Genomic DNA, 21154 nt, shown 5'->3' on the forward strand with positions numbered 1-21154 from the left:
CGGGATTTAATGGAGAAACTCTTCACCAAGAACTGGGTCGTATATGCCAAGCGGCCTTTTGGCGGCCCGAAACAGGTGATCGAGTACTTGGGGAGATACACTCACAAAGTCGCCATCAGCAATCACCGCATAAAAGAAGTGACGGATCAGCAGGTCCGTTTTGAGTACAAAGATTACCGCAAAGGCGGCGAAAAAAAGGAAATGACTCTTGCAAACACGGAGTTTGTCCGGAGGTTTTCGATGCATATTTTACCGAAAAGATTTGTAAGGATCCGGCATTACGGCATCCTGAGCAGCAGCTGGAAGCGTGGGAAACTGCAGGCACTGCAATCCGATTTGAAAATCAGAGTTACTGCAGCAAAACCGAAAACTTTGCTCCGGAAATATCGAAGTTGCAAGGAAGGAAACTTAGTCACTATAGCTGTTTTCGGGCAGCGCGGTCCGCCACCGGAATTTCTTTTCGTTATCCAACCATTGTCTGCAAAATAACCTTTGCGGGTAAGGGAATTTATATGCTGCAGCGAAGAAAAACCTGCAGAAAACCACTCATAAAGGCTACCAAATGCCACAAAAAAAAGCAGTCATTCCAAAAAACTGCTTTGTTACCCTAAATCCTAAAATCGAAAACTCCATAGACGGCCAAAAAAGCTCCCGGAGCTTCCGTTCAACGGGCTTTCATCTCGTGTCCTGCGGACAAGACGAAAGCTTAGTTATTAGCGGTTGTCTCTTATTTAATAGTTTTCCATTTTGAATTTTCGTCAGATGATTTAATCCTTAGAGGAGTGAAATTTTTAAAATCTGTTGTTTTATATTCTATTTCATATGAAGGAGCGAAATTGTCTTCTTTTAAAAATAATGAAGCACCAATCAAATAGAATTTGTCTTTGGGATTCTTTTCAACACTTGAATAGGAATTTCCTTTAGAATTAAAAAATGTAATATTTTTATTTCCTATATTTTTCTTTACTTTCTTTAAGAAATTTTTGTCTTCCTCTGGTATTACGGATATATTCTCTAAATTATTTTTGGAGATTTTATAGTATATTTGGCTTGTCATATTACCTCCTCCCCAATAATTGATTTCTAAAATATCACCGGGAATAGTTTCAAAAGCAGTATGTTCAGTAGCATCTTGCATCTTCACAATTTTAGGAAAATCACCAAGAAGTGCTGTCAAATTTTCGTTAATTTTTTCTGCATCATTTTTGGATCCGATTAAATTGTCCAGATTTTTAATTGATATATTTTCGTCCTGATCCATATATCTTGTGGAACTGTCATATGTTAAAAGTGTATCTGCAAATTTGTTTAAAACGATATCAGAATATTTTTTAAAAATGAAGGTACTTTTCATATCTTCTGTTAACTGATTTTTTAGGTATTGCTTGTAAAATTCTGCTTTCTGATTTTCCTTAACAGAATTTTTAATTTTTACAAGTTCAACATTGTTTGAGTACGCTGAAAATTCGTGTTTTTGTGCGCAAAAAATTCCGCTGATAATAACAGCAGATAGAATAAATGTTTTTTTCATAGTTTTAATAAATTATTTGATATTTTTATTTAAAAGACGTTTTTTTGAGATAACCGCTAACTTCCAAATTTACGCATTGCGTCAATCCGAATTATATGATATTCGCAAAGCCATTTATGCTACTAATATAAAATATTATTTTGATGAATTGATTATTAGTTTCATAGAGTTTTATTTTGGTCAAATCTATCTCTGGATTGGCGAACTTTTTACTTTTTAATACCCATTTTTTTAATTTCGTCATCCGTATGATTGTCCAGAATTTTAGCATACCTATAAAATGTTGCCCTGGTTAATCCAAATGGTTTATAGATATCTTCAGGACGCATTGTTGGATCTTTATAAATTGAACGCAGAAGGAGTAGCTTTGAAATTGTTTCTGCAGTATACCCCTTCGGTCTTCCACCAGTTCTCCCTCTTGCTCTTGCAGATTGCAATCCTGCATTCGTTCTTTCTCTTATCAATTCCCTTTCGTACTCGGCAAGAGATGCCATAAGGTTTAAAAACAGACGACCATTAATCGTTGAAGTATCTACACCATCTACAAGACCTTTTATTATAATTCCTTTATCACTCAAACTTAAGACAAGATCAATAATGTTTTTCAAACTTCTACCCAATCTGTCCAATCGCCACACATAAAGTTCGTCACCTTCTCGAAACTGGTCAATCATCTTATCAAGTTCGGGACGATTCTTTGTTGCACCCGAAATTTTCTCCTGATAAATTTTCTCACAACCTGCTTTTTCTAAGGCTTCAATTTGTAAATGCAAATTTTGATCTTTGGTTGAAACCCGAGCATATCCTATTTTCATATTTTTGTTACATTAAACTCATACTATGTAAATTTATGAAACTTTGTTTAATGATACGAGATTTTGAGAAAATTATTTGAAAAAATAAGAATTCAAAGTTGCATTTTTCAAAATCTCAAAATACTACCGTTTAATTATAAAATGTATTATGTATAGAAAAAAACACGTCGAGTTTTGTCGCTTTAGCCTATTAGTTTTGTACGATAAATAATTGGAAAATGACATTTAACACATTATTGTAAAATCGTTGTTAGCTGTTGTCATTGATTAAATTAGCCTTGTCATCAAATTTATAATTTACAAAAACAATTTCTTTTACAATTTTAACTTTTCCTCCTTCTCCATCAGCCCACATCGTATTGCTATCATCTACAAGGTATGCATATCCGTTCTCAAAAATTATCGAATCAGAAGGATCGTATAATGATTCATACAATTCTTTATAATCTGTAATGGTCTTACAATTCAGCTTATCTGAAATTATTTTCGCTAAATACTGTCCCCGCTCTGTAGTATTTTTATCCGGAGTTCTTGTTATTTCAATCATAATGGGAAATTCACTTTCATTTCTGATAAGACTGAAACAAATTGCATCATCATCAAGTTGTTCTTCATCCTCAATTCCCCAAGTGTTTCCCTGATCAAAATAATGAATTTTACATCCTTTAAAAGTCTCGGATAGAATGCCTTTAATGATGTCTTTCTTTATTTGTCTGTCAATTCCAATTTGTTCCAGCATACTGTCTTGTTTAGTTGCAGATAATGGATTAGGTATTCCAAAAGGACTGAAATATCATTCCATCTTTCTAATTAACACCATTAAACCCTTTATGTTTCAACAATGAATTTAAATGAAGTTTATAGTCATACCAACCCGAACCCTCATAATGTTTTATTAAGTCAAGATTTTTCAGGACTTTCAATATGTCATTATAATTTTCACCCGTTAAATTAATTGATTGCTTCAGAATATTATTTATTGATTTAGAAGCTTCAAATTCCGGTAGAAATTCCGGATACTTTTCTGAATTTGATTGGAAAGACTTACACATCATTTCCATTCTCTTAATTTGCAGTTTTAATTGTTCCTCCGTCATACTTATTTGCATATAAATTTTACTGTTTACCCTTTCAAGGATTGCTCTATTATTTAGTACTAATTTCGTTTGCTGTGATGTCTAGTAATTAATCTTCAACTTTTTTTTGCCAATATAAATGTTAATTTTCAAGGATATTCAAATCCAAACTCAAATTGTTCAAAGCTATCATTCCATCATTTATAACTTGCAAAGTATTTGGGTATATTGTTTTATCTCTAAGATAAAGGAGGAACTGCATCTTCAAAAACCTTAATTCATTATTGCCTCAAAACATCCATTTTAAGACTAACGAATTTGAGATTATCATAGTGTGTTAAAAAAAGAACCTTCTTAAAATCGCTTTTAAAGATGTCGTTTTTTTACACTATTTTATATTAATTCTTTGATTATTGGAGTTGTACAACAGTTACCCTTGTTAGCCTCTGTTTTTCCTTTTACTTATCTGGCTTGTCAGCGAATATTAAGTCAAATTTTAAGCTTTTAATGTTAAATTTTGTTTTCATTTTTTCAAATTCTACCTCGTTTAAAGGCCCATAAATTCCTTTTGAATTATCTTCTTTATTTTTTTCAATATCAATCAAATAATAATTAGTTTCTTCATTAAAACTTTGGTGTTGTTTGGCTACTATGAAACTTTCATTATGACCGACTGCAAAAACATAACTATCGATAATTATGTTATAGCTACTTTCTGAATTTTCGATTTTTTTCGTAATTGCTCGATTTGATTCAAGGTCGTTCCAGCCAATTTCGTACTGTCCAATAATTTTTTGATGCTCACTTTCATCAAGCCAGGCACAGCTATTAACAAAAATTGACAAACACATTAAACTAATTATTTTCTTCATTGATATTGGGTTTTCTTGCGTTCTGCTAAATTGATGGCTAACGAGCCGCGTATTGGCGATGGGCGGGATTTTTAGCACTGAATTTTAATCGAAGAACAGAAGTTGAATCTTACACTTCCGTTGATACTAAGCAGTTCAGCTCGCATATTACCAATATGATGTGCCTGTAGCACACTCAAATATAATAAAAATATGTCTCTTTTTGTATGCAAGGACGTAAAGATTTTAACCCGTAATTGTTTTAAGAACTGAGCCTTGATGAACTGGTTCCGTCAGACAGCTTTTATCGGTGCGTGAATAAAGAATTAAATTTACATTTTCTCTGCAAATCTACAGCCGGGGAATGGCTCAAGCTAACAGGCGTCTATTAATGTCAGGTTTATCATACAATCTGAAGAAATATTTGCGCTTCGTCCACAAAATTCTGGATGTTTTGGGCTAGGTTTTATCTTTAAGAAAGGAGAAGAATCGCCTCTTCAAAAACCTTATTCATTATTGCCTCAAAACATCCATTTTAAGCCAAACGAATTTGAGATTTTCATAGTGTGTTAAAAAAACAACTCCTTAAAATCGCTTTTAAAGAATTCGTTTTTTTATACTGTTTTACATTAATTCTTTGATTATTGGAATTGTGCAACAGTTTCCAATGTTAACTGTAGTTGTATTTACTCCATTTTGGGAGTTGTAATTAAAAGAAAAGCAAGAAATCCACAACAAATAATTCCTAGAATATTTAAAATTAAAATCATTTTGTTTTTATGATTCCTTTTGAAAAAGCTTAACAATGCTGGAATTATAAAGAGATTGCAAAATAATAATATTGGTGAAGCAATAAGTCCAACTCCCATTGGTCCCCCTTGAGTTCTAATAATTTCAAAATTTGCTATTAATAGTGGAATGTTACAAATTAAAATTCCAATTGAAAGGGAAACATTCAATACTTTTGTATTCATTAAATTCTAAAAATTTTTATTGTAACAGCTAATATTTTTTTCACCTCCAATTTCTACTTTCTTTAGTTCAATCATCTTTTTTAAAGTTATTTTAAAAAAACCATTGTATTTATTTTCACTCCAATAAAGGTGCTTATTTTCAGCAAACATACTTTCGTTTTGATGCAATTATATGGAGTGCAATATCTAAATCAGTCAAGTCTTTTAATTCACTTTTAATATTCATTTTTAAACTTTAACTAATTTGACAGGTTATTGTTTGGCAATCACAGCTAACTTCCAAATTTACACATTGTACCAATCCGAATCATATAACTTTCGTAAAGCTAATTCTGACATTAATTTAAAATTAATTTTCATAATTTGATTATCAAATCTTTACAAAGACTATTAACAATTATATTTTTTGGATTGAAGAACTTTTTTTAATTAAAATATTTAAAGGAATTTAAATTTCTAAATACAACCCATCAGCAATAAAATCTAATTATAATTATTCATTTGAGATCTTCACCTATTTAAAAAGAAATCATATTTTAATCTCTAACTTCTTTATTCTACAGGCATAAAATTAAAAAATACTTTATGATTTTTGAATGAAAAAATATATTTTTGCAAAAAATAATAAACATGAAAAGATTAATTACCTATTTGGTAAGTACAGTGATACTTGCCACTTCTCTACAATCCTGTGCAAGTACGTCCTCTGTAGCAAATAAAATTACCATTGAATCTGGTGAAATTCCTCCAGACATGAAATCTGAAGACTTTACCTTGATTGGAGTATTGAAAGAAAGAGGAAGTTATGACAAATATGTAAAAATAGAATTTGCAAATTATACCGGGAAATATATCTTAGCTACAGAGAACGAAATCAAAGACAAATACAACGACACCAACCAATACCGTTATATCATGGATTATGAAAGAGAGACAGCAAGCAGTTTCAGTGGTGGTAACGGCAAATCTACAACTGTTTCAGGTAAGAGATATTTTATTCTTGATAGAAAAACTAATAAAGAGTACAAAAGGAAAACATGGTCTAGCTTTTATGCTAAAGAGATGCAAGCCTATCTGAAAGCAATAGAAGCTGTTAAAAATTAATTTTATTTAAGATTTAACATAAAGAGGTGGCTATTTCCACCTCTTTATATTTAAATTAGGATAAATATGTTGTTTTCTCTTTAATTATATAAGTCAAAATTGATTGTTTATATTCCATATTTTTCAGCTGTAATAATTGAAATACCTGAATATATTGTTCTTTAAAATCATTCTTAACTCTAAATCTTGAAGCAGATTTATTTATAATAAAAATTATAAAACAACCTAAGTTGAGATTTGTAACTCGAAAAGCTATAGAAGATTTAACAATAAATTTGAATCTTCAATACACTTTATCTGATTATCAGGATTGGGAATTTATCGTGGGAAAATCAGAAGATATAGAAGAATATATAAATTATTATACTACCGAAGTTGACGAAGATAATAAGTTCGCTTTAATGGAAATCATCATCCAGGCAACTGAAGATCAAACAACAGAAAATGACTTTCTAAAGTATTTAAAAATTGTTCTAAAACTACTAAAAGAAAATTTCCGATTACATGAATATTCTATCTTTTATTGGTCATGTTTCCAAAATGAAAATATAGAAGACAGCTGGAATGTAAGTCCTTTTATGAGAGAGTTATGGCAAAAATGCAACATCAGCTAATATCCTTGTTAGTAATAGAGGTATGAATAGATTTCTAAATATATTCAAGCAAAGAGATGAAATTTGGGGCAATTGGTATTCTGAAGATGGAAGTGGTTTTTCAATGGTAAAGGGTTCTTGGGTTTTATTTAAATCTGACGGAACAGGAGAATACGAAAGTTTTTCTAACGGAGATGATGAGACTTCTTATAATTATGCCGGGAAATTTACATGGAAAAGAACCAACAAAAAGCAAATTGAAATAACAGAGCTCAATAAAAACCCTGAGTTAATAGACTATAAAATAAAAACGATTAACGGTGTAAAAGAATTGAGTAATCTCAGTTTCGAAGTCGAAGGAAATTATAAATTGAAAGGATTTTGGAATTTTTATCAGACTCTGTACAAAATCTAAAATATCTAAACTCAACCTCAAGAATACCTTTTCATAGGTATTTGTTCTAAAATGTGAAACGTATTAACAAAATGGATATTTCAAAATTACTTTTCAATGAAACATTAGCAGAACTCAAGATTGGGAAACCTGCTGACTATAGAAATCATCTGGAAATTGTCACTGAACAAGAAGGTGATATTCCTGGCATTAAAACACTTACACTTAATGGTTTTGATTTCGAAATAACTTTATTGGATGATGTTATTTTAGGAATCCAATATGATTTCACTTATGAACAAACAGATGGCCTTTTCATGACGGTAAATGATGAAAAATTACTGTTAAACCATACACTGGTTTCAAAAGACTTAGAAAATTTTCTTGTCAGCAATAAGATTAATTTTGATTTGCATGAATCAAACATAGAACCTTTCACCATAAAGTTAAAAAACTTAAATTCTGCATTCTATTTTGACAATGATCATCAACTTTTTAAAATTTCAGTATTTGACAGGGAATTATACCGAAAAATAATTAATTCTAAATAAAATATTACTTGAGACCGTTCGCAGCTGGGTTGTTTATACTAAATGAAATATTCTTATTTAAAACTACGTATGTTGGATAGCAAGGCTTAATTATGGTCTTAAATTTTGATTTTTTGCTAACCATTCGTCATATCTTTTTTCAAAACTACTTAATTTTCCCTCTGTTATAAATTGAAAATAATATTCCACCAGATTAGGATTTTTTTCGCAGTGTGACAAAGTACAGTTTTGAAATCCAGTTAATTGAAAATAAGGCATTCTTTGAATATGGTCTGCAATGATTATTGCGACTTCACCTTTTGAAAGCTTCCTTTTTGCAAAATCTGAATAAACATTTGTAATCTCTCAGTCTGTGAAAAAACCAGATAATATTGGCAGAGCTTTTTTACCATACAAGAAAATATTTTTTATTTCTCCGGTTTTGATAATTTCCTTTGAATTTTCTGTCTTTGCAATTGCTATAATTAAAGCTTCGATTTCAGATTTGGTTTGAGAAAAAACTAAAGAGGCTTTAAAAATAAATAATAGTATAATGATTTTTTTCATAATTGATAATAATGGATTTACGTATTGGCGACTTGTAGAATTTAGTCCAAAACTCCATAAAAAACATAATATTTAAATTTAGAAAAAAGTAGATTTAATGCTTATATTTTTTTTATTTTCATCTCCTGCTCAATCATCTGTAACACGATTGAAATTTTGTATGCATAATCTGGGTTGTTTTGTTCATTGTGAAAAAAGCTATATTCAAATTTAGAAATGATTTCCTTATCTGAAATTTTTTCTAAAAATTCACTCCGAAACTTTATACCTGCAATCTCAAATCCATTATTAAGTATTTCTGTTCCATGGTAATAAAAGAAATAAATAAAGTTGCGTATTGCTTCCTCAGAATTTGCAATGTTCCAAAGTTGTAAGACTTTTTTTATACCTAAAAACTTAATGTAAGCAATTAGTTCGGTATCGTTCACTTCAAAACAACAGTCATTTACAAAATACATCCAGTCAGCCATCACATAATGCACAATTACCTGCTGTTCGATGTTGGGCCACGTTTTCCATTCTGCATATTCAAGCTTAATTTGAAACTCGTCAAGAGTTACAAATCTAAAGCTCCCTTTTTCAGAGATTAGTTCACAAATTCTTGGAAGAAAGTGTTTGTAATGTTCCGTATCTCCCCATGTATAAAGAGCACTGCCATGGTAAGAAATTAAGTCGTCTGCTTCTAATTCTCTTAAAGGTTTTGAGTTTAGTTTTTTCACATCATGTGTGTCTATACATCCACAGTCACAATGATGAATTCCTATAGTATTATATTTACTGAATATCTCGTAAAGGTTGTCTATGGCAATTTGTAGGTTGTTCATGTAAATAATAAGTATAATAAAAAAATTAAAGAAGTTTATTCTTGCAAATTAAAAAACAGAATCTAATAGATCTATTTTATAATAATCTGTCTCATTTCTATATTCAGCAGGAATATTTGCGTTGATTTATTAAAATTTTTATGAATAGTTCATTTTATTGTTATCACTAAAAATATTAAATCTTTATTTTTCGGCATATTCACTTGCTATTCGTCCTGAAATCAATCCAGCTACAGTTCCTAATCCCGGCCAAGTATTATCGCCTGTAAGCCAAAAGTTTTTAACTCCGATATCCTGAGGAACTGCTTTAAGGTTCGCATTTTCTTTAGTTTGCTTAAATCCACCCACGCTTCCATGTATTCTGTTTGTGAATTTCTGATAAGTCAGCGGAGTTCCTATTTCATAAATAATAGGGTTTTGTCCCAAATTTGGATAGACTTTTCTTGCCATTTCTATTAAATACAATCCGATGTTTTGTTTTTTAATCTGATATTCTATTTCCGAGAGGTTTTGCCACTCTGCAATTTCACAATGCGTTGAAATCATTACCGAACGAAATCCTTGTGGTGCAGAAATATGATCATCTTTTTCAGAAATAGAAATAAACATATTGTTTCCCTTACCTAATTTGGACTCATAATCTAGTAAAATCTGGTGATGATCTAGAGTTTGATTAGAAACTTCATTTTCCGGAACTCCTAAGAAAACAACAATTGCACTTCCTTTATTTTTCTCATTTTTTGCAATAAAGGGTTGCAGTTTATTTTTTATTGAATCAGGACAAATCGTTTGTAGTAAATCGATAGGTAAAGAATTGATTACTTTTTTTGCTTTAAAAAATCCTTTGCTTGTTCTGATATTCCAACTATTATTTTCCTGTTTAAAATTTAAAACCTTATTCCCTTTTTTTATAGTTCCTCCAATCTTTAAATAATGATTTGATAAATGATTCCAAAAGTTTTTCATTCCTCCTTCTGCTCTCATAAGTCCGGCTCCTCTGATGGTAACTCCCAAAGCTGAGTTAATAAACGGAGCTTTGTCAATAGTGCTGTGAACGGTGTCTTCTATTAACATTGAGAGTAATCCAACTAAAGGTTTATCATTTTCCAGATTGTATTTTTTTACAATATCCAGCATTGTTGAATTAAGGTATTTAACCAAATAAAGGTTTTTAATTCCGATACATTTTATTAGAATATAGATGTCTTTTGGAGTACGAATGGGAAGTTTAATGTTTTTTCTACTTGCTGCCCAAAATACTTTTGTGACCTCATCCATAAGCTTCCAAAATTCTATGTGATTTTGAGTTGAACCTATTTTATCCAGTCTTTCTTTTTTCCATTTTTCAGCATCCTGATAAAGCGTAATTTGTCTGTCGGGGAGCCAAGCTATGTAATCAATATATTTGCCTTTTGGTACATCTAAGTTAATATCTTTGAAAAAATTCCCTCCGATCCCGCCTTCTATAAAATCTACTAAAGTAGTAGCACCCACATCGAATGAAAAGCCTTTCTTAGTAAAGAAACCAGCACATCCACCCAGCTGCCCGTGAGATTCGAAAACAATTGTTTTTAATCCTTTATTTTGTAGTCTTAATGCTGCTGAAAATCCCGAGATTCCACCTCCGAAAATCGCTATATCATATTCTTCAATCATTTTAGATTTCTATTGTCTGATTTTTTAGATTAAGTTGTTTATTTACTTTATAGTTGATGAAAGAATAAGAACCTTACTATCGCTTGATTTTATTGAATTTTATCGTCATCGTCTGAATGGTATCAAAATTTCCAGGAGATTTAATTTTATAAAGAAGTTTGTTCTTTCGTATTAAAAGCTTGTCACTATCTATATATTTTGCAGCTTCTTCAATTCCTCCTACAATGATAATAGTATCACCCGATAGTTTATATTCTTTATCTAATATTACCCCGGAAGAATTATTACCCGTATTGATTTCAATATTAATAGAATCTAAAAGATCTATGTTAAAATAATCCGTCCCGTTTCTGTATTCCGCAGAAAGAAGTGTATTGTTCCAACGTTTTACATTTTCTGCTACAGTTTTTGGATCTTTATGCCCGATAAAATCAATTTGCGTATAAATAAAATATAGAATTCCTAAAATTACACCAATTGAAATACTCGCAATTAAAACGGTTTTAATAATACTTTTCATAATTACGTTGTTCTGTTAAAATTTTAAATAATTGAAAAATATATAATTTAGTCAATCTGAATTTTTATGAATAAACTATTTTATTTTTTTGACTTAATAAGTAATAATGATAAATCGTGTAAAATTAATTCTTGCATGCTTTGTAAGTTTTATTTTTCTGACTATTCTTTCCGTTGTTGTGATCTGAAAAGAAATTTTTATTTTATAAAAAATATTCTTCCATCCCATGCAAATTCTCCACCTCGTCCCAAGGTTGTACCATAAATAATGCTCAGACAAATCAATGAACTTATGATAATAATGGGTAGCCAGTATTTATCGTTGTTTTTCTTATTGAGCCGTCTGGTGATCAGAAAATGAATGAGTGTTGCCAAAATAATCGGAGGAAAATAGATTATATTTCCAAGTCCGTGACCAAAGTTTAAAAGCCCAATAAGGGTCAAAATGCAAAGTGCAATTAATACACGTAAAACGATGGTGTTAATTGTTTTTAGATTCATTTTATTTAACTTGATTTATTTAAAAAATTCTAAAATCTTCAACTATGGGAGAGCCATATCTATTTTCCCATTATTTTTTCCAGCTTGATAAAATCTCCGCAACTTCCAAAATTCCTGATGCTTTTTTCTGTTCCGATTATTGTTGCAAGATGGCAACTATAGCAAATCTTGGCGATGCCGATAATTTTATTTTTTTTGCTGAAAATTAAAATATCTCTAAATATAGGGATGCATAAACTTTCCAAATTGTCACTACAGTTCTTTTCGCTGAAAATATCATTTATTTCAGGGTATAGTTTTTTATCGAGATTATTTTTCTTAAAACCATATTTTATAAGTTTTTCGGGAAAATCTTCTTCTATTTTTTCAGGATAATTATTTCTTAATATTGATAGAAACAAAGCATCTTTCTTACTTATTTTTTTATACTCGTATGAGTTTTTCTTTCTCTGATATTCTATATTAGAAATACCTTGAGTACTAATATCTGTCGAGTAATAATCTACCTGATCAAAATCAAAAAAATGCAATCCCTGAGCATTGATCTCAGGCGATGATGAAAAAAATACGATTAAAATCAATAGTGATTTGAAGATGGGGAATTTCATAGTATTTTTAAATATTAATTTAACTCAGCTACTACTTTAGTTGATAAGATAGGTATTTTAATCATCAAATGTTTCGTGATATTCTACCGTGTTTTGATTTCCATAAGGGTAATCTCCAAAACGTTTTACAATGCCATGTGTTGCTAATAAAAGAAACTCATTGATTGCCATCTCGTCATTACTGTGGGTATTGATGTAATCAAGAACGATTAATGCAGCCTGCTCTCTTACTTTATCATATTTATCATTTGGGATCTCAGACGTTTTTGATATTCCATAAGTAAATTGTTGAGTAACGATTCGCCACTTTAACCAAGCTTCAAAAAGATAAATGCTGTATTTTTTTTGGTCTATAATTGATTTGTAAATATCAACTGCTTTATTAATTGAGTTTTCATCCAGACTTTCAGTATGCTTTACATATTGGTCTGCAAGCTCAATTTGATAAATACAATATTCCTGAAAGTCTGTTGTCTGTTTCGAAATTTTTTCAAGTAAAACCAAAGCCTCTTTCAGGTTTGTTGTTTTTAATTTTTTGTATGTTTCATATTCAGCAGATTTGATATAGTTCTTCTTATCAATAGTTTTCCAGTACACTTCCTCATTCATTCTGATAAAATTATGAGTGGCAAATGTTGAGTACAAATAATTCATGTATTTGTCACAAAATGCTTTATATTTTTCAAAATCCTTTTTAAAGGCAGGTGAATTAAAGCCTTTATTGATAGAAATACTGTAACTCTGTTTTGTTAAGGTTAAATAATCGGAAATATAAGTTTTAAGAGTATCATTTTTAAATTGAATCTTTTTTAAACTGTCGCAGACTTGGATATGATCTCCGAGCAAAGTTTTTACTTCTTTATCCGTTGCATCATCGATGATCAAATTGATCATTTCTTTCTGTTCGCTAATGATATTATTGATGTGAAAGGATTGGTAACCGTCTTTTAATTTGATAACTAATTTTGAATCACTCTTACCCTCATTCAATAAATTCTGACTATAACTATTGCCAAAAAGTAAAAATGATAAAGCTATTGTTAGTAGTTTTGTTTTTAAATTTAATCTGTTCATTGGGCTTATTTTCTATTCACCATATTCTGCTAATGGCTTAAAGGGTAATATTGTGAATTCAAAGTCAAGATTTTTTTGATTACATTAATCAATATTAGTTGCTTATTTTAAAAGGTTTCCACTTTTCATTTATTTTTCGCCTTTTTGCTCCTACATTGATAGGCATTTCATGCAAATCATTTATTGTATTGTCTAATTCTACAACCTGTAGCAATGAAATGATTTTTATATTCTCTTCTGTATGGTCATCTTCACCACACAAAAATTGCCAATCACCCTCAGAATCATGCGTGACATATAAAATAGATTTAGTTTTTTCCAAAACATGATTGCAAACAAAGCTGGCCATATTTTTTGATTCTTTAAATTTAAACTCAGTTTCTTTAGAGTCTTTTTTGTTTTGTCCAAATACTTTAAATAGGCATAAGGAGATTAAAATTAAGGATAGTGGTTTTTTCATTTTTGATTTTTTTTGATTATTGTTTTCTTGTTTTTTTTACTTTTCTAGCTGCTAATAAAATCAAATGTTTCTCTTTTATTTTAGATATTTATTTAATTCTGTAGTTAGTTGTTTTGCTTGGATGTATAATTCAGTCTCCAGTTTGTTCGAAGAGGTTTGAAAAAATCGATGGGTATTAATTATAAAAAGTTCTTCGCTAGTCTTATCTTTTAGTTTTACCGTTACTGTGCAGTAAGTTCGTTTCATTGAGTTTCCACCACTTGTGAACACTTTTTCTTTTTGCCCACTTGCGGTAATGGCTTCAATATTTTCCAATGGAAATGTTTTTGAAATAAAAAAGTTCTTTTTTGAGGTAAGAGTCTTAGAATCCCTGTCTATGACTAAAATTTTTTTTGAAGATTGCAAAATTCGGAAAATACCTGATGTAGATTGTACAAATGCCTGAAAAGCAAAGACAAGCCCACCTCCAATACTAATATAACTGGTTGTTTTAATACCTTGACTTATCAAAAAATAAGTAGCTACAGAAAGAAATAAGCCAATAAGGAGTATAATAACAGAATCGAACCAGTCTTTCGCCGTTTTTCTGTAGTTAATTATAAGTTTACTTTTGTTTTGAATAATGGTGAAATTTTTAATTCTTTTTTCAAAGTACTTCATATTATTTGAGCTGTTGATCTGTGCTGTTCTTAATTTATTCTCGAATATCTATTAACCACGCTCATTTTAGCATCACCTTGGTGTATCGTCAGAATATCTGTTTCTTGGTTATAATTTACGGTGTATTTGTATTTTCGGTTCGCTTTTTCATCAAGAATAATTTTTCCGTCTACAAGCTTATATTTTAAGTTGATTTCCGTTTGATTTCCTTCATACGTATAAGAACTAATCGTGTTTTTATTGATATGAAGTTCAGTGGTTTTAAACTGATTGTACAATTTTTCACCTATTTTCTTCTTTTCGTCTGAATCTTTAAGTTGACCCAACGTTTTATCAAAATAATTGAAGGTATATTTTTCGGTATTTTCATAATAAATGGTGTCAGAATCCATGGTATAGAGATTCAGTTTCCAGGTTCCGGAAATATCTTTCTTTATTTCCTTTTTCGGAAATAATAGAATGGTGATTATCATGAATAAAGAAGAAATAATGATTTTCATGGTGGTATTCGTTAGTTATTTCGTATCGTTTTTTTTCTTTTGCTTAAGGAAGATCGTCCATAAAGTAAATGTAATTATTCCAATAAAGAATGTAAGCAAGAGTGCCATATTAAAAAATCCAGAGGCCTCATTTCCCATTGTTTTACCCCAATAAGAAGTCATCATAGCAATACATACAATGATCATGGCTAAGAATGATAATGAAAATAGGATAACGAGTGTTATTACTAGAATTCGGGTTATTAGTTTTAGTTCTTTCATGGAGTCTTTAAAATTAAGTATTTTTCTAATTTTAAAAGTATCAAATTAGCCCTTTAAAGATTATTTGGATATAATAAATTGAAAATAAAACATTTAAATCTAATTATTCAGATTTAATTTTTACAAACATTATTGTTTCAAAATCCTGTCCTCCTTGACATTCAAATGATAACTTATGATTGTTTTCATAAGGAGTTGCCCATTCACACAGATTGCCGTTTTTGTCATAAAACTCTACTAATCCATCATTACCACCAGTTTTCCAAGTTCCCTGCTTTTTTAATCCGATTCCTTCAAATCCGTCAAATAGGTAAGTTCCATCTTCAGATAAAATCAGTTTTGACTCATTAATTCCCCTTTTACTTGCCTTAAATGAAGTATTCGGAGTATAAGTTCCTGCAAAATCTTTCATTTCACTTTTATTGAATGATGGCAACGTTACTAAATACCAAATAGCAATCAATCCCCAACATAAAACGGGAATAATAGTGATGGTAAGAGCTGTTTTTTTTAATCTAGAAGATTTTTTAATAATTCCGATAAGCATTGTGACCAAAGCAATGATCATTAATAACCCACCTATTAAAATTAACAGAATAAATAATATACTTTCTAACATGATTTTTTATAATTATTGTGGAAAGTTATACGACAACCATGTAATAAAAGATATTGTCATGATGAAAGATGTTAATGATCCGAAGAGAAGACCCCATCCCATTTCTTGTGTTTTTGATTTTTTTGGACGACTTAAAGTGATTAAAAGTCCTAATAAACCAGAACATGCGATGATTATTAATATTAAATAATAATTTTCTAATAGTTTTAAAGCTACAATGAGTAACAACTGAGTGAAAATTGTCAGAACAAAGGAAATTAGTTTCAATTTTATTGCATTTTTTGTAAAAGTAATAAAAAAGTCTATTAAATATATTCTTTACAATTTACACCTTTAGTTTATTAAATCTGTTCAATCTTCCTATAAAATTATAAATTTAAACAAATATGATTATTAATCGAATAAAAAGATATAATTAAATTCATGTTTAATTTTTCCTCTACAATTCAACATTTTTAAGATCTACTTTAAAGAAAGACAGATAAAGCAAAATAAGACTTTAAAATAATAAAATCATCTTATTCAACTAGTAAAATTTAAATTGTAATACAAACCCGTATCGTATAGTTAAAAAAAAATGTTTAAAAAGTAGAACAATTTAATTCTCTTTTAATTTGGCCCAAACGAACCAAATCATCGATGAAAGTGTTTGAAGATACGCTCGTCTTGGTCACAAGACCGACATTTGAAGTTTTTTCACTTCTTTGTCGGTTTTTTTATTTCCTAACTCTTTGTTAATCAATGTGATATCACCAGCTAAACTATTGATTTTTGTGGTTTGAAAATACTCACCATCGAAAGTTAACTTTTCAGGATATATCAAACCAACAATTGCTCTTTTATCAATTGTACTTGCGTTATTATATCTTTCAGAGATGTTTACAATGGCATTTAATGCTTGAGTCATCTTCTTCTCTACATCAGTAGTATCACCAGAGTTCTTTAATGAATTTAATTTATAGGTTATATCTTCGATTTCTGCTTTATACTTCATTTTAATCCTCTTAAAATCCTCTTCATCCAATTTATCTTCAAGATACATATCCCTTGCTTTGTCGATTCTTCCTTCAATAGCATCAAGTTTATTTTGCAAAACCTTTCTTTCATCATTTAGACCATTTGAAACTATTGAGAAATTCTGTTCTAAAATTGTTTTCAATATTTTCTCAGCACCGATACTAAATCTAAATTTTGACAATTCTTCGACAAAAAGATCATTAACTATTTCAGAATTATGCCTGAAACCACATGAAGTTGTGCAATGGTAATAGTAGTAATGCTTGCTTCTGCCCTTAGCACTACTAGCTGTAAGAGTTTTATTGCATTTTGGACAAAGTAATAATCCTCTTAAAGGATAACGTTCTTCATTTATTATTCTTCCTGCCGGTAAAAAATCATCTTTATTGCTTTTACGATGGAGAACCCTTTGAACTTTCATGAAAAGTTCTTCAGAGATCAGTGCCTCATGTTTTCCTTCAACAATTTTTTCCTCCTCGTCGTTGTACGCCTTTAGAAATAATTTTCCGCAGTAAGCTATATTTCTCAAACCATCCATAAATGAATTTTTCGTCAGCTTTCTGCCTTCTCTCCTGTTCATTTCTTTTAGAATAACTGCTGTAGGTAGATGTCCTTTCGCAACCTGCCTGAAGGCCCATATCATATTTGTTGCTTCAGGCTCTTTAACAGCTACATATTTACGACCGTCTTCTGTACATCTGTTGATATAACCATATGGAGCGATACCCATCATTCTACCCTCTTTAATCGCTCTTCTCATCCCATACGTCACATTCAATGCCCTCCTGTCATTTATGATCAGAGGACTTCAATTTTATACGGTAATGATACAAAATCTGAATACACTTATCTTCCGACCAGTCGAAATTTAGCTAATCATATATTAAAGAATAATGTTGGCAGTCAGTTACTCAATAATTCATATTCGTATGATTACGTCGATAACATTACGTCTGTCAATAACACAGCACCAAAATCACCAAATGATATGACCGGAGCTTACCAGTACCTCTACCAGTATGACCAGATGAACAGGCTTTCTAATGCGAGCGGAGAATTGACAAGTCCTCAGGTAAACTATGCAGTATCAAATGTATCGTTTAATCTTGATATGAGTTATCATCTTTCAGGATCGATTCAGAGAAAGCAACAGCAACATATTCAGGATTCAAACATTAATCCATTAAATACTTACGAAAATATATATCATTACATAAGCGGAACTCACAAAATAAAAGGGATTGATGATATGCAGACCGGTAATACAGAAAGTTTCGTGTATGATTCTAATGGTAATATTACTGAGCATCAGACCCCAAACAATTTAATAAGAATGTTCTGGGATGAAAGTGACAGACTTAAAGCTTACAACGCCAAGGAGACCGGCATCTATCAGTATTATGTTTACGATGATAAAGGAGAACGAGTAATCAAGTATGATCTTCAGACAGGAGCAGAGCTCTATCAAAATGGAGCTTTGATAGACGGAAATATGATACTGAATAATTATAAGATTTACCCGAACCCATATGTCGTATTAACAAATTCACCTATTTACACCAAACATTATTATGCAGGTTCTCAAAGAGTTGCAAGCCGTATTTTGGAAGGTGCAGGACAGTTTGCCATGCAGAATCGTCAGTCAGGGAAGAATGATAAGTCTGATGAAGTGGTAGATACTGAAGCTGATTTCTATCATTACATGAAAAAAGCAGGTTATGATACTTCGAAATTGGAAAGCGAATATGCTAAAAACCAATCTGCAGTACCTGATGTATATTATTACCACGGTGACCATTTGGGATCTTCAACATATATAACAAATTCAGCAGCTGAAACCACTCAATTTTTTCTAAATTTACCATTCGGAGAAACAATGGCAGAGCAGATGACTGGTGTTTATGATAATCCATTTAAATTTAACGCCAAGGAATTGGATAGTGAGACTGGATTGTATTACTATGGTGCAAGATATTATAACCCAAGATTGAGTATTTGGCATAGTGTTGACCCGCTAGCGGAGAAGATGCCAAGTTGGTCGCCTTATAATTATACGTTTGATAATCCTGTGAGGTTTATTGATTCAGATGGAATGGCTCCAACCGACATAGTTATTACGGGTAATTACAGGGATCAAGTGTTAGCTCAATTAAGAGGCTCAACGGATGGACAACTAAAATTGTCAATGAATCATTTATCGGGTAAAGTCACAGCAAAAGCGGTAGAAGGAGTTAAGCTAAGTAAAGCATCTCAAATGATATTAGATGCATCAAATGACTCATGTAATATTTCAGAATTAAGATCAGATGGTGATTATTTGACGGATTCTGGAATCGAATATCGGGGTGGCGCATACGAGGGAAGTAGAATGTTGGATGATGGAAGGTTATTGAGTACAAACTTAGTAAACCCGATGGTTACTGAAAAAGTTGATGAATTATCCGGAAATAAATATGGTGCCACAATAAAACACGAATTATTAGAAAATATTTTAGGTGTTTTAAACAGTCCGGGTAGTCCAGCTGCAACATCACCAAAAAACGGAGCTAAAGGTTATGACGCTGCTCATAAAGGTGCAAAAGCTTTAGATAGGGACTATAAAGATCTTGATGCTGTTGGTGGTAGGCTTGAAAGAAAAAGAATATATGCAAATGGAAAAATGGTAGAAACACAAGAGTATTTTACTAAAGATAGAAAAACTGGTAAAGAGTCATCAACAGGTAAATTTGAAACTGATAAAAAGAAATAAATGAAAATACAGACGTTTTTTAACATTGCTATTATTTATATAATAATTATAACGAGCCAAACTAAAGCTCAAGGAACAATTGTGCATGTTAAATCTAAAATTCTTAAAATAGATTCAACAAAATCATTTTATATAATAGACATAGGTTTGAAAAAAGACAATGGTGTTTTCATTATTTCTAAGGCATGTGATAACTATCTATTGAAGAAAATAAAAATTAAAAAGAATGTTGAATATATATTTAAATTAAGGTATAAACCATATAATCCTAATAATAGTTTCCTTTCAAAGAAAGATATAATTGTTGAATATGCTGATGAAAAACTTGTTTGGAGTAATAAAATGAAAAAGACATTTTACGAAGAATGTCTAAATATGTGTGGTTTGTATATAGATAATGAAGGTAATTCTAATTAATGTATGAAGTAAATAATAAATTCCAGCCTTCACTCTCACACGATAAAATCGTGTGAGACAAGAATACAAAACCCTTACAAAAGATTGTAAGGGTTTTGTATTTTAAATGATGCTCCTGAAACTTTCATGTCTCTACATTTAATAGATTTTGAATATACACTTAAGTTAATATTTATGAAGAAAATATTATTTGCAATTTTTGCTTTTTTTTTTAGTTTTGGTTTAAGTCAAAATTATGAAATATCTATACAAAAAGAAAAATACAGGGAAAAGATAGGTAGTTATTGGACCGAGTGGAGTGGATTAAAAAATACAAATCTTAAAATAGAAATCAATTCATTAACTGAAACAATAACTTTACATTCTAATCCTAAAAAAATTTATAATATAATTAATTTAAAATTATCAAAGGGAGTTGATAATAGCTCAATACGAGATTATAACTGTGTAGATTCTTCAGGAAAAAAATATTTAATAAAATTTGTTGAAAATGCAAAGAAACAAATTTCGATAAATTTAATATATGATCATTTTGAGTATATTTACTTCGAAGGTAACGGTTAGATCTTGCTGCTCAAAGTAGTCAGGAGACTTTGAGCAAATAAGCCAATTAACCTTCGCAATTGAGATTGATGGTATTTTTATAGAGTTGCTAAATTTTTTGATACAAAATTATTATATTCTTTAAGAGCCTGTTTAAAAAATGAATAATAAAAAAGAGTATGGGCTAAAAACTGGCTAAAAATTGTCATTTTAGAGTTGCAAAACAAAAAATATCAATGTATCCAACAGATGTAACCCAAACTCAGTGGCAATTTATAAAAAAAGCATTAGATTTTGATGACAGAAAACGA

At 30.4% G+C, this 21154-nt stretch carries 26 protein-coding genes; 8 read left to right on the forward strand and 18 right to left on the reverse strand.

Annotation, left to right across the window (positions count from 1 at the left end):
- On the forward strand, positions 1–489 hold a 489-nt coding region (locus IW16_RS25290), incomplete at its 5' end, for an IS91 family transposase (protein ID WP_034751636.1).
- A 238-nt stretch (positions 490–727) separates the two neighbouring features.
- On the opposite strand, the gene IW16_RS25295 is transcribed toward IW16_RS25290, so the two are convergent.
- The 6 genes from IW16_RS25295 to IW16_RS25325 all read right to left on the reverse strand — a co-directional run bounded on the left by IW16_RS25295 (position 728) and on the right by IW16_RS25325 (position 5247).
- On the reverse strand, positions 728–1531 hold the full coding sequence (locus tag IW16_RS25295) for a hypothetical protein (RefSeq protein ID WP_034751639.1): 804 nt from the start codon (positions 1529–1531) through the stop codon (positions 728–730).
- A 209-nt stretch (positions 1532–1740) separates the two neighbouring features.
- Positions 1741–2346 carry a recombinase family protein gene (locus IW16_RS25305; RefSeq protein WP_034751646.1) on the reverse strand — a complete coding sequence of 202 codons (606 nt, stop codon included), beginning with the start codon at positions 2344–2346 and terminating at the stop codon, positions 1741–1743.
- Between the two features lie 250 nt (positions 2347–2596).
- Complete coding sequence (locus IW16_RS25310; RefSeq protein WP_034751649.1) at positions 2597–3085, reverse strand: hypothetical protein; 489 nt, start codon at positions 3083–3085, stop codon at positions 2597–2599.
- 67 nt (positions 3086–3152) lie between these two features.
- Positions 3153–3443 carry a hypothetical protein gene (locus IW16_RS25315; protein WP_034751651.1) on the reverse strand — a complete coding sequence of 97 codons (291 nt, stop codon included), beginning with the start codon at positions 3441–3443 and terminating at the stop codon, positions 3153–3155.
- A 437-nt stretch (positions 3444–3880) separates the two neighbouring features.
- Complete coding sequence (locus IW16_RS25320) at positions 3881–4294, reverse strand: DUF3997 domain-containing protein (RefSeq protein ID WP_034751653.1); 414 nt, start codon at positions 4292–4294, stop codon at positions 3881–3883.
- 665 nt (positions 4295–4959) lie between these two features.
- Entirely contained in the window at positions 4960–5247 is a 288-nt protein-coding gene (locus IW16_RS25325) for a hypothetical protein (RefSeq protein ID WP_034751656.1), read from the reverse strand.
- A gap of 630 nt (positions 5248–5877) precedes the next feature.
- Here IW16_RS25325 and IW16_RS25330 point away from each other — a divergent pair.
- The 4 genes from IW16_RS25330 to IW16_RS25345 all read left to right on the forward strand — a co-directional run bounded on the left by IW16_RS25330 (position 5878) and on the right by IW16_RS25345 (position 7889).
- A complete protein-coding gene (locus tag IW16_RS25330; RefSeq protein WP_034751658.1) occupies positions 5878–6351 on the forward strand; it encodes a hypothetical protein in 474 nt (157 codons plus the stop codon).
- 230 nt (positions 6352–6581) lie between these two features.
- The gene (locus IW16_RS25335; protein ID WP_034751661.1) at positions 6582–6965 is read left to right on the forward strand and encodes a hypothetical protein; all 384 of its coding nucleotides are present in this window, start codon (positions 6582–6584) and stop codon (positions 6963–6965) included.
- A 22-nt stretch (positions 6966–6987) separates the two neighbouring features.
- On the forward strand, positions 6988–7359 hold the full coding sequence (locus IW16_RS25340; protein ID WP_034751664.1) for a hypothetical protein: 372 nt from the start codon (positions 6988–6990) through the stop codon (positions 7357–7359).
- 71 nt (positions 7360–7430) lie between these two features.
- Positions 7431–7889: a hypothetical protein gene (locus IW16_RS25345; RefSeq protein WP_034751667.1), complete on the forward strand. Its 459-nt coding sequence runs from the start codon at positions 7431–7433 to the stop codon at positions 7887–7889.
- Positions 7890–8234: 345 nt separating this feature from the next.
- Here IW16_RS25345 and IW16_RS26010 read toward each other — a convergent pair whose 3' ends face one another.
- From IW16_RS26010 to IW16_RS25415, 12 genes are all read right to left on the reverse strand, one after another.
- Positions 8235–8435 carry a hypothetical protein gene (locus IW16_RS26010; RefSeq protein WP_051890790.1) on the reverse strand — a complete coding sequence of 67 codons (201 nt, stop codon included), beginning with the start codon at positions 8433–8435 and terminating at the stop codon, positions 8235–8237.
- Positions 8436–8536: 101 nt separating this feature from the next.
- Entirely contained in the window at positions 8537–9259 is a 723-nt protein-coding gene (locus IW16_RS25355; RefSeq protein ID WP_034751670.1) for a hypothetical protein, read from the reverse strand.
- A 183-nt stretch (positions 9260–9442) separates the two neighbouring features.
- Positions 9443–10915, reverse strand: coding sequence for a phytoene desaturase family protein (locus IW16_RS25360; RefSeq protein ID WP_034751673.1), 1473 nt, complete (start codon positions 10913–10915; stop codon positions 9443–9445).
- 76 nt (positions 10916–10991) lie between these two features.
- Entirely contained in the window at positions 10992–11435 is a 444-nt protein-coding gene (locus IW16_RS25365) for a hypothetical protein (protein WP_034751675.1), read from the reverse strand.
- 197 nt (positions 11436–11632) lie between these two features.
- Positions 11633–11935 carry a hypothetical protein gene (locus IW16_RS25370; RefSeq protein ID WP_131328004.1) on the reverse strand — a complete coding sequence of 101 codons (303 nt, stop codon included), beginning with the start codon at positions 11933–11935 and terminating at the stop codon, positions 11633–11635.
- 59 nt (positions 11936–11994) lie between these two features.
- Entirely contained in the window at positions 11995–12543 is a 549-nt protein-coding gene (locus IW16_RS25375; protein WP_034751680.1) for a hypothetical protein, read from the reverse strand.
- 57 nt (positions 12544–12600) lie between these two features.
- Positions 12601–13617, reverse strand: coding sequence for a hypothetical protein (locus IW16_RS25380; RefSeq protein WP_131328006.1), 1017 nt, complete (start codon positions 13615–13617; stop codon positions 12601–12603).
- Positions 13618–13711: 94 nt separating this feature from the next.
- Positions 13712–14077, reverse strand: coding sequence for a hypothetical protein (locus tag IW16_RS25385; protein ID WP_051890791.1), 366 nt, complete (start codon positions 14075–14077; stop codon positions 13712–13714).
- Positions 14078–14152: 75 nt separating this feature from the next.
- The gene (locus IW16_RS25390; protein WP_034751686.1) at positions 14153–14737 is read right to left on the reverse strand and encodes a hypothetical protein; all 585 of its coding nucleotides are present in this window, start codon (positions 14735–14737) and stop codon (positions 14153–14155) included.
- Positions 14738–14766: 29 nt separating this feature from the next.
- On the reverse strand, positions 14767–15237 hold the full coding sequence (locus IW16_RS25395) for a hypothetical protein (RefSeq protein ID WP_131328008.1): 471 nt from the start codon (positions 15235–15237) through the stop codon (positions 14767–14769).
- A gap of 364 nt (positions 15238–15601) precedes the next feature.
- Positions 15602–16117 (reverse strand): hypothetical protein, encoded by a 516-nt coding sequence (locus tag IW16_RS25405; RefSeq protein ID WP_131328010.1) that lies wholly within the window; start codon positions 16115–16117, stop codon positions 15602–15604.
- Positions 16118–16787: 670 nt separating this feature from the next.
- Positions 16788–17867, reverse strand: a complete 1080-nt coding sequence (locus IW16_RS25415; RefSeq protein WP_165572043.1) for a recombinase family protein — start codon at positions 17865–17867, stop codon at positions 16788–16790.
- A 255-nt stretch (positions 17868–18122) separates the two neighbouring features.
- Between IW16_RS25415 and IW16_RS25420 the strand changes: the two genes are divergently transcribed.
- From IW16_RS25420 to IW16_RS25430, 3 genes are all read left to right on the forward strand, one after another.
- A complete protein-coding gene (locus tag IW16_RS25420) occupies positions 18123–19883 on the forward strand; it encodes an RHS repeat domain-containing protein (protein ID WP_034751698.1) in 1761 nt (586 codons plus the stop codon).
- The gene (locus IW16_RS25425) at positions 19884–20300 is read left to right on the forward strand and encodes a hypothetical protein (protein WP_034751701.1); all 417 of its coding nucleotides are present in this window, start codon (positions 19884–19886) and stop codon (positions 20298–20300) included.
- Between the two features lie 174 nt (positions 20301–20474).
- A complete protein-coding gene (locus IW16_RS25430; protein WP_131328012.1) occupies positions 20475–20864 on the forward strand; it encodes a hypothetical protein in 390 nt (129 codons plus the stop codon).
- The last annotated feature ends 290 nt before the right edge of the window (positions 20865–21154 follow it).

The sequence above is a fragment of the Chryseobacterium vrystaatense genome (genome assembly GCF_000737765.1).
GTDB classification, from domain to species: domain Bacteria; phylum Bacteroidota; class Bacteroidia; order Flavobacteriales; family Weeksellaceae; genus Chryseobacterium; species Chryseobacterium vrystaatense.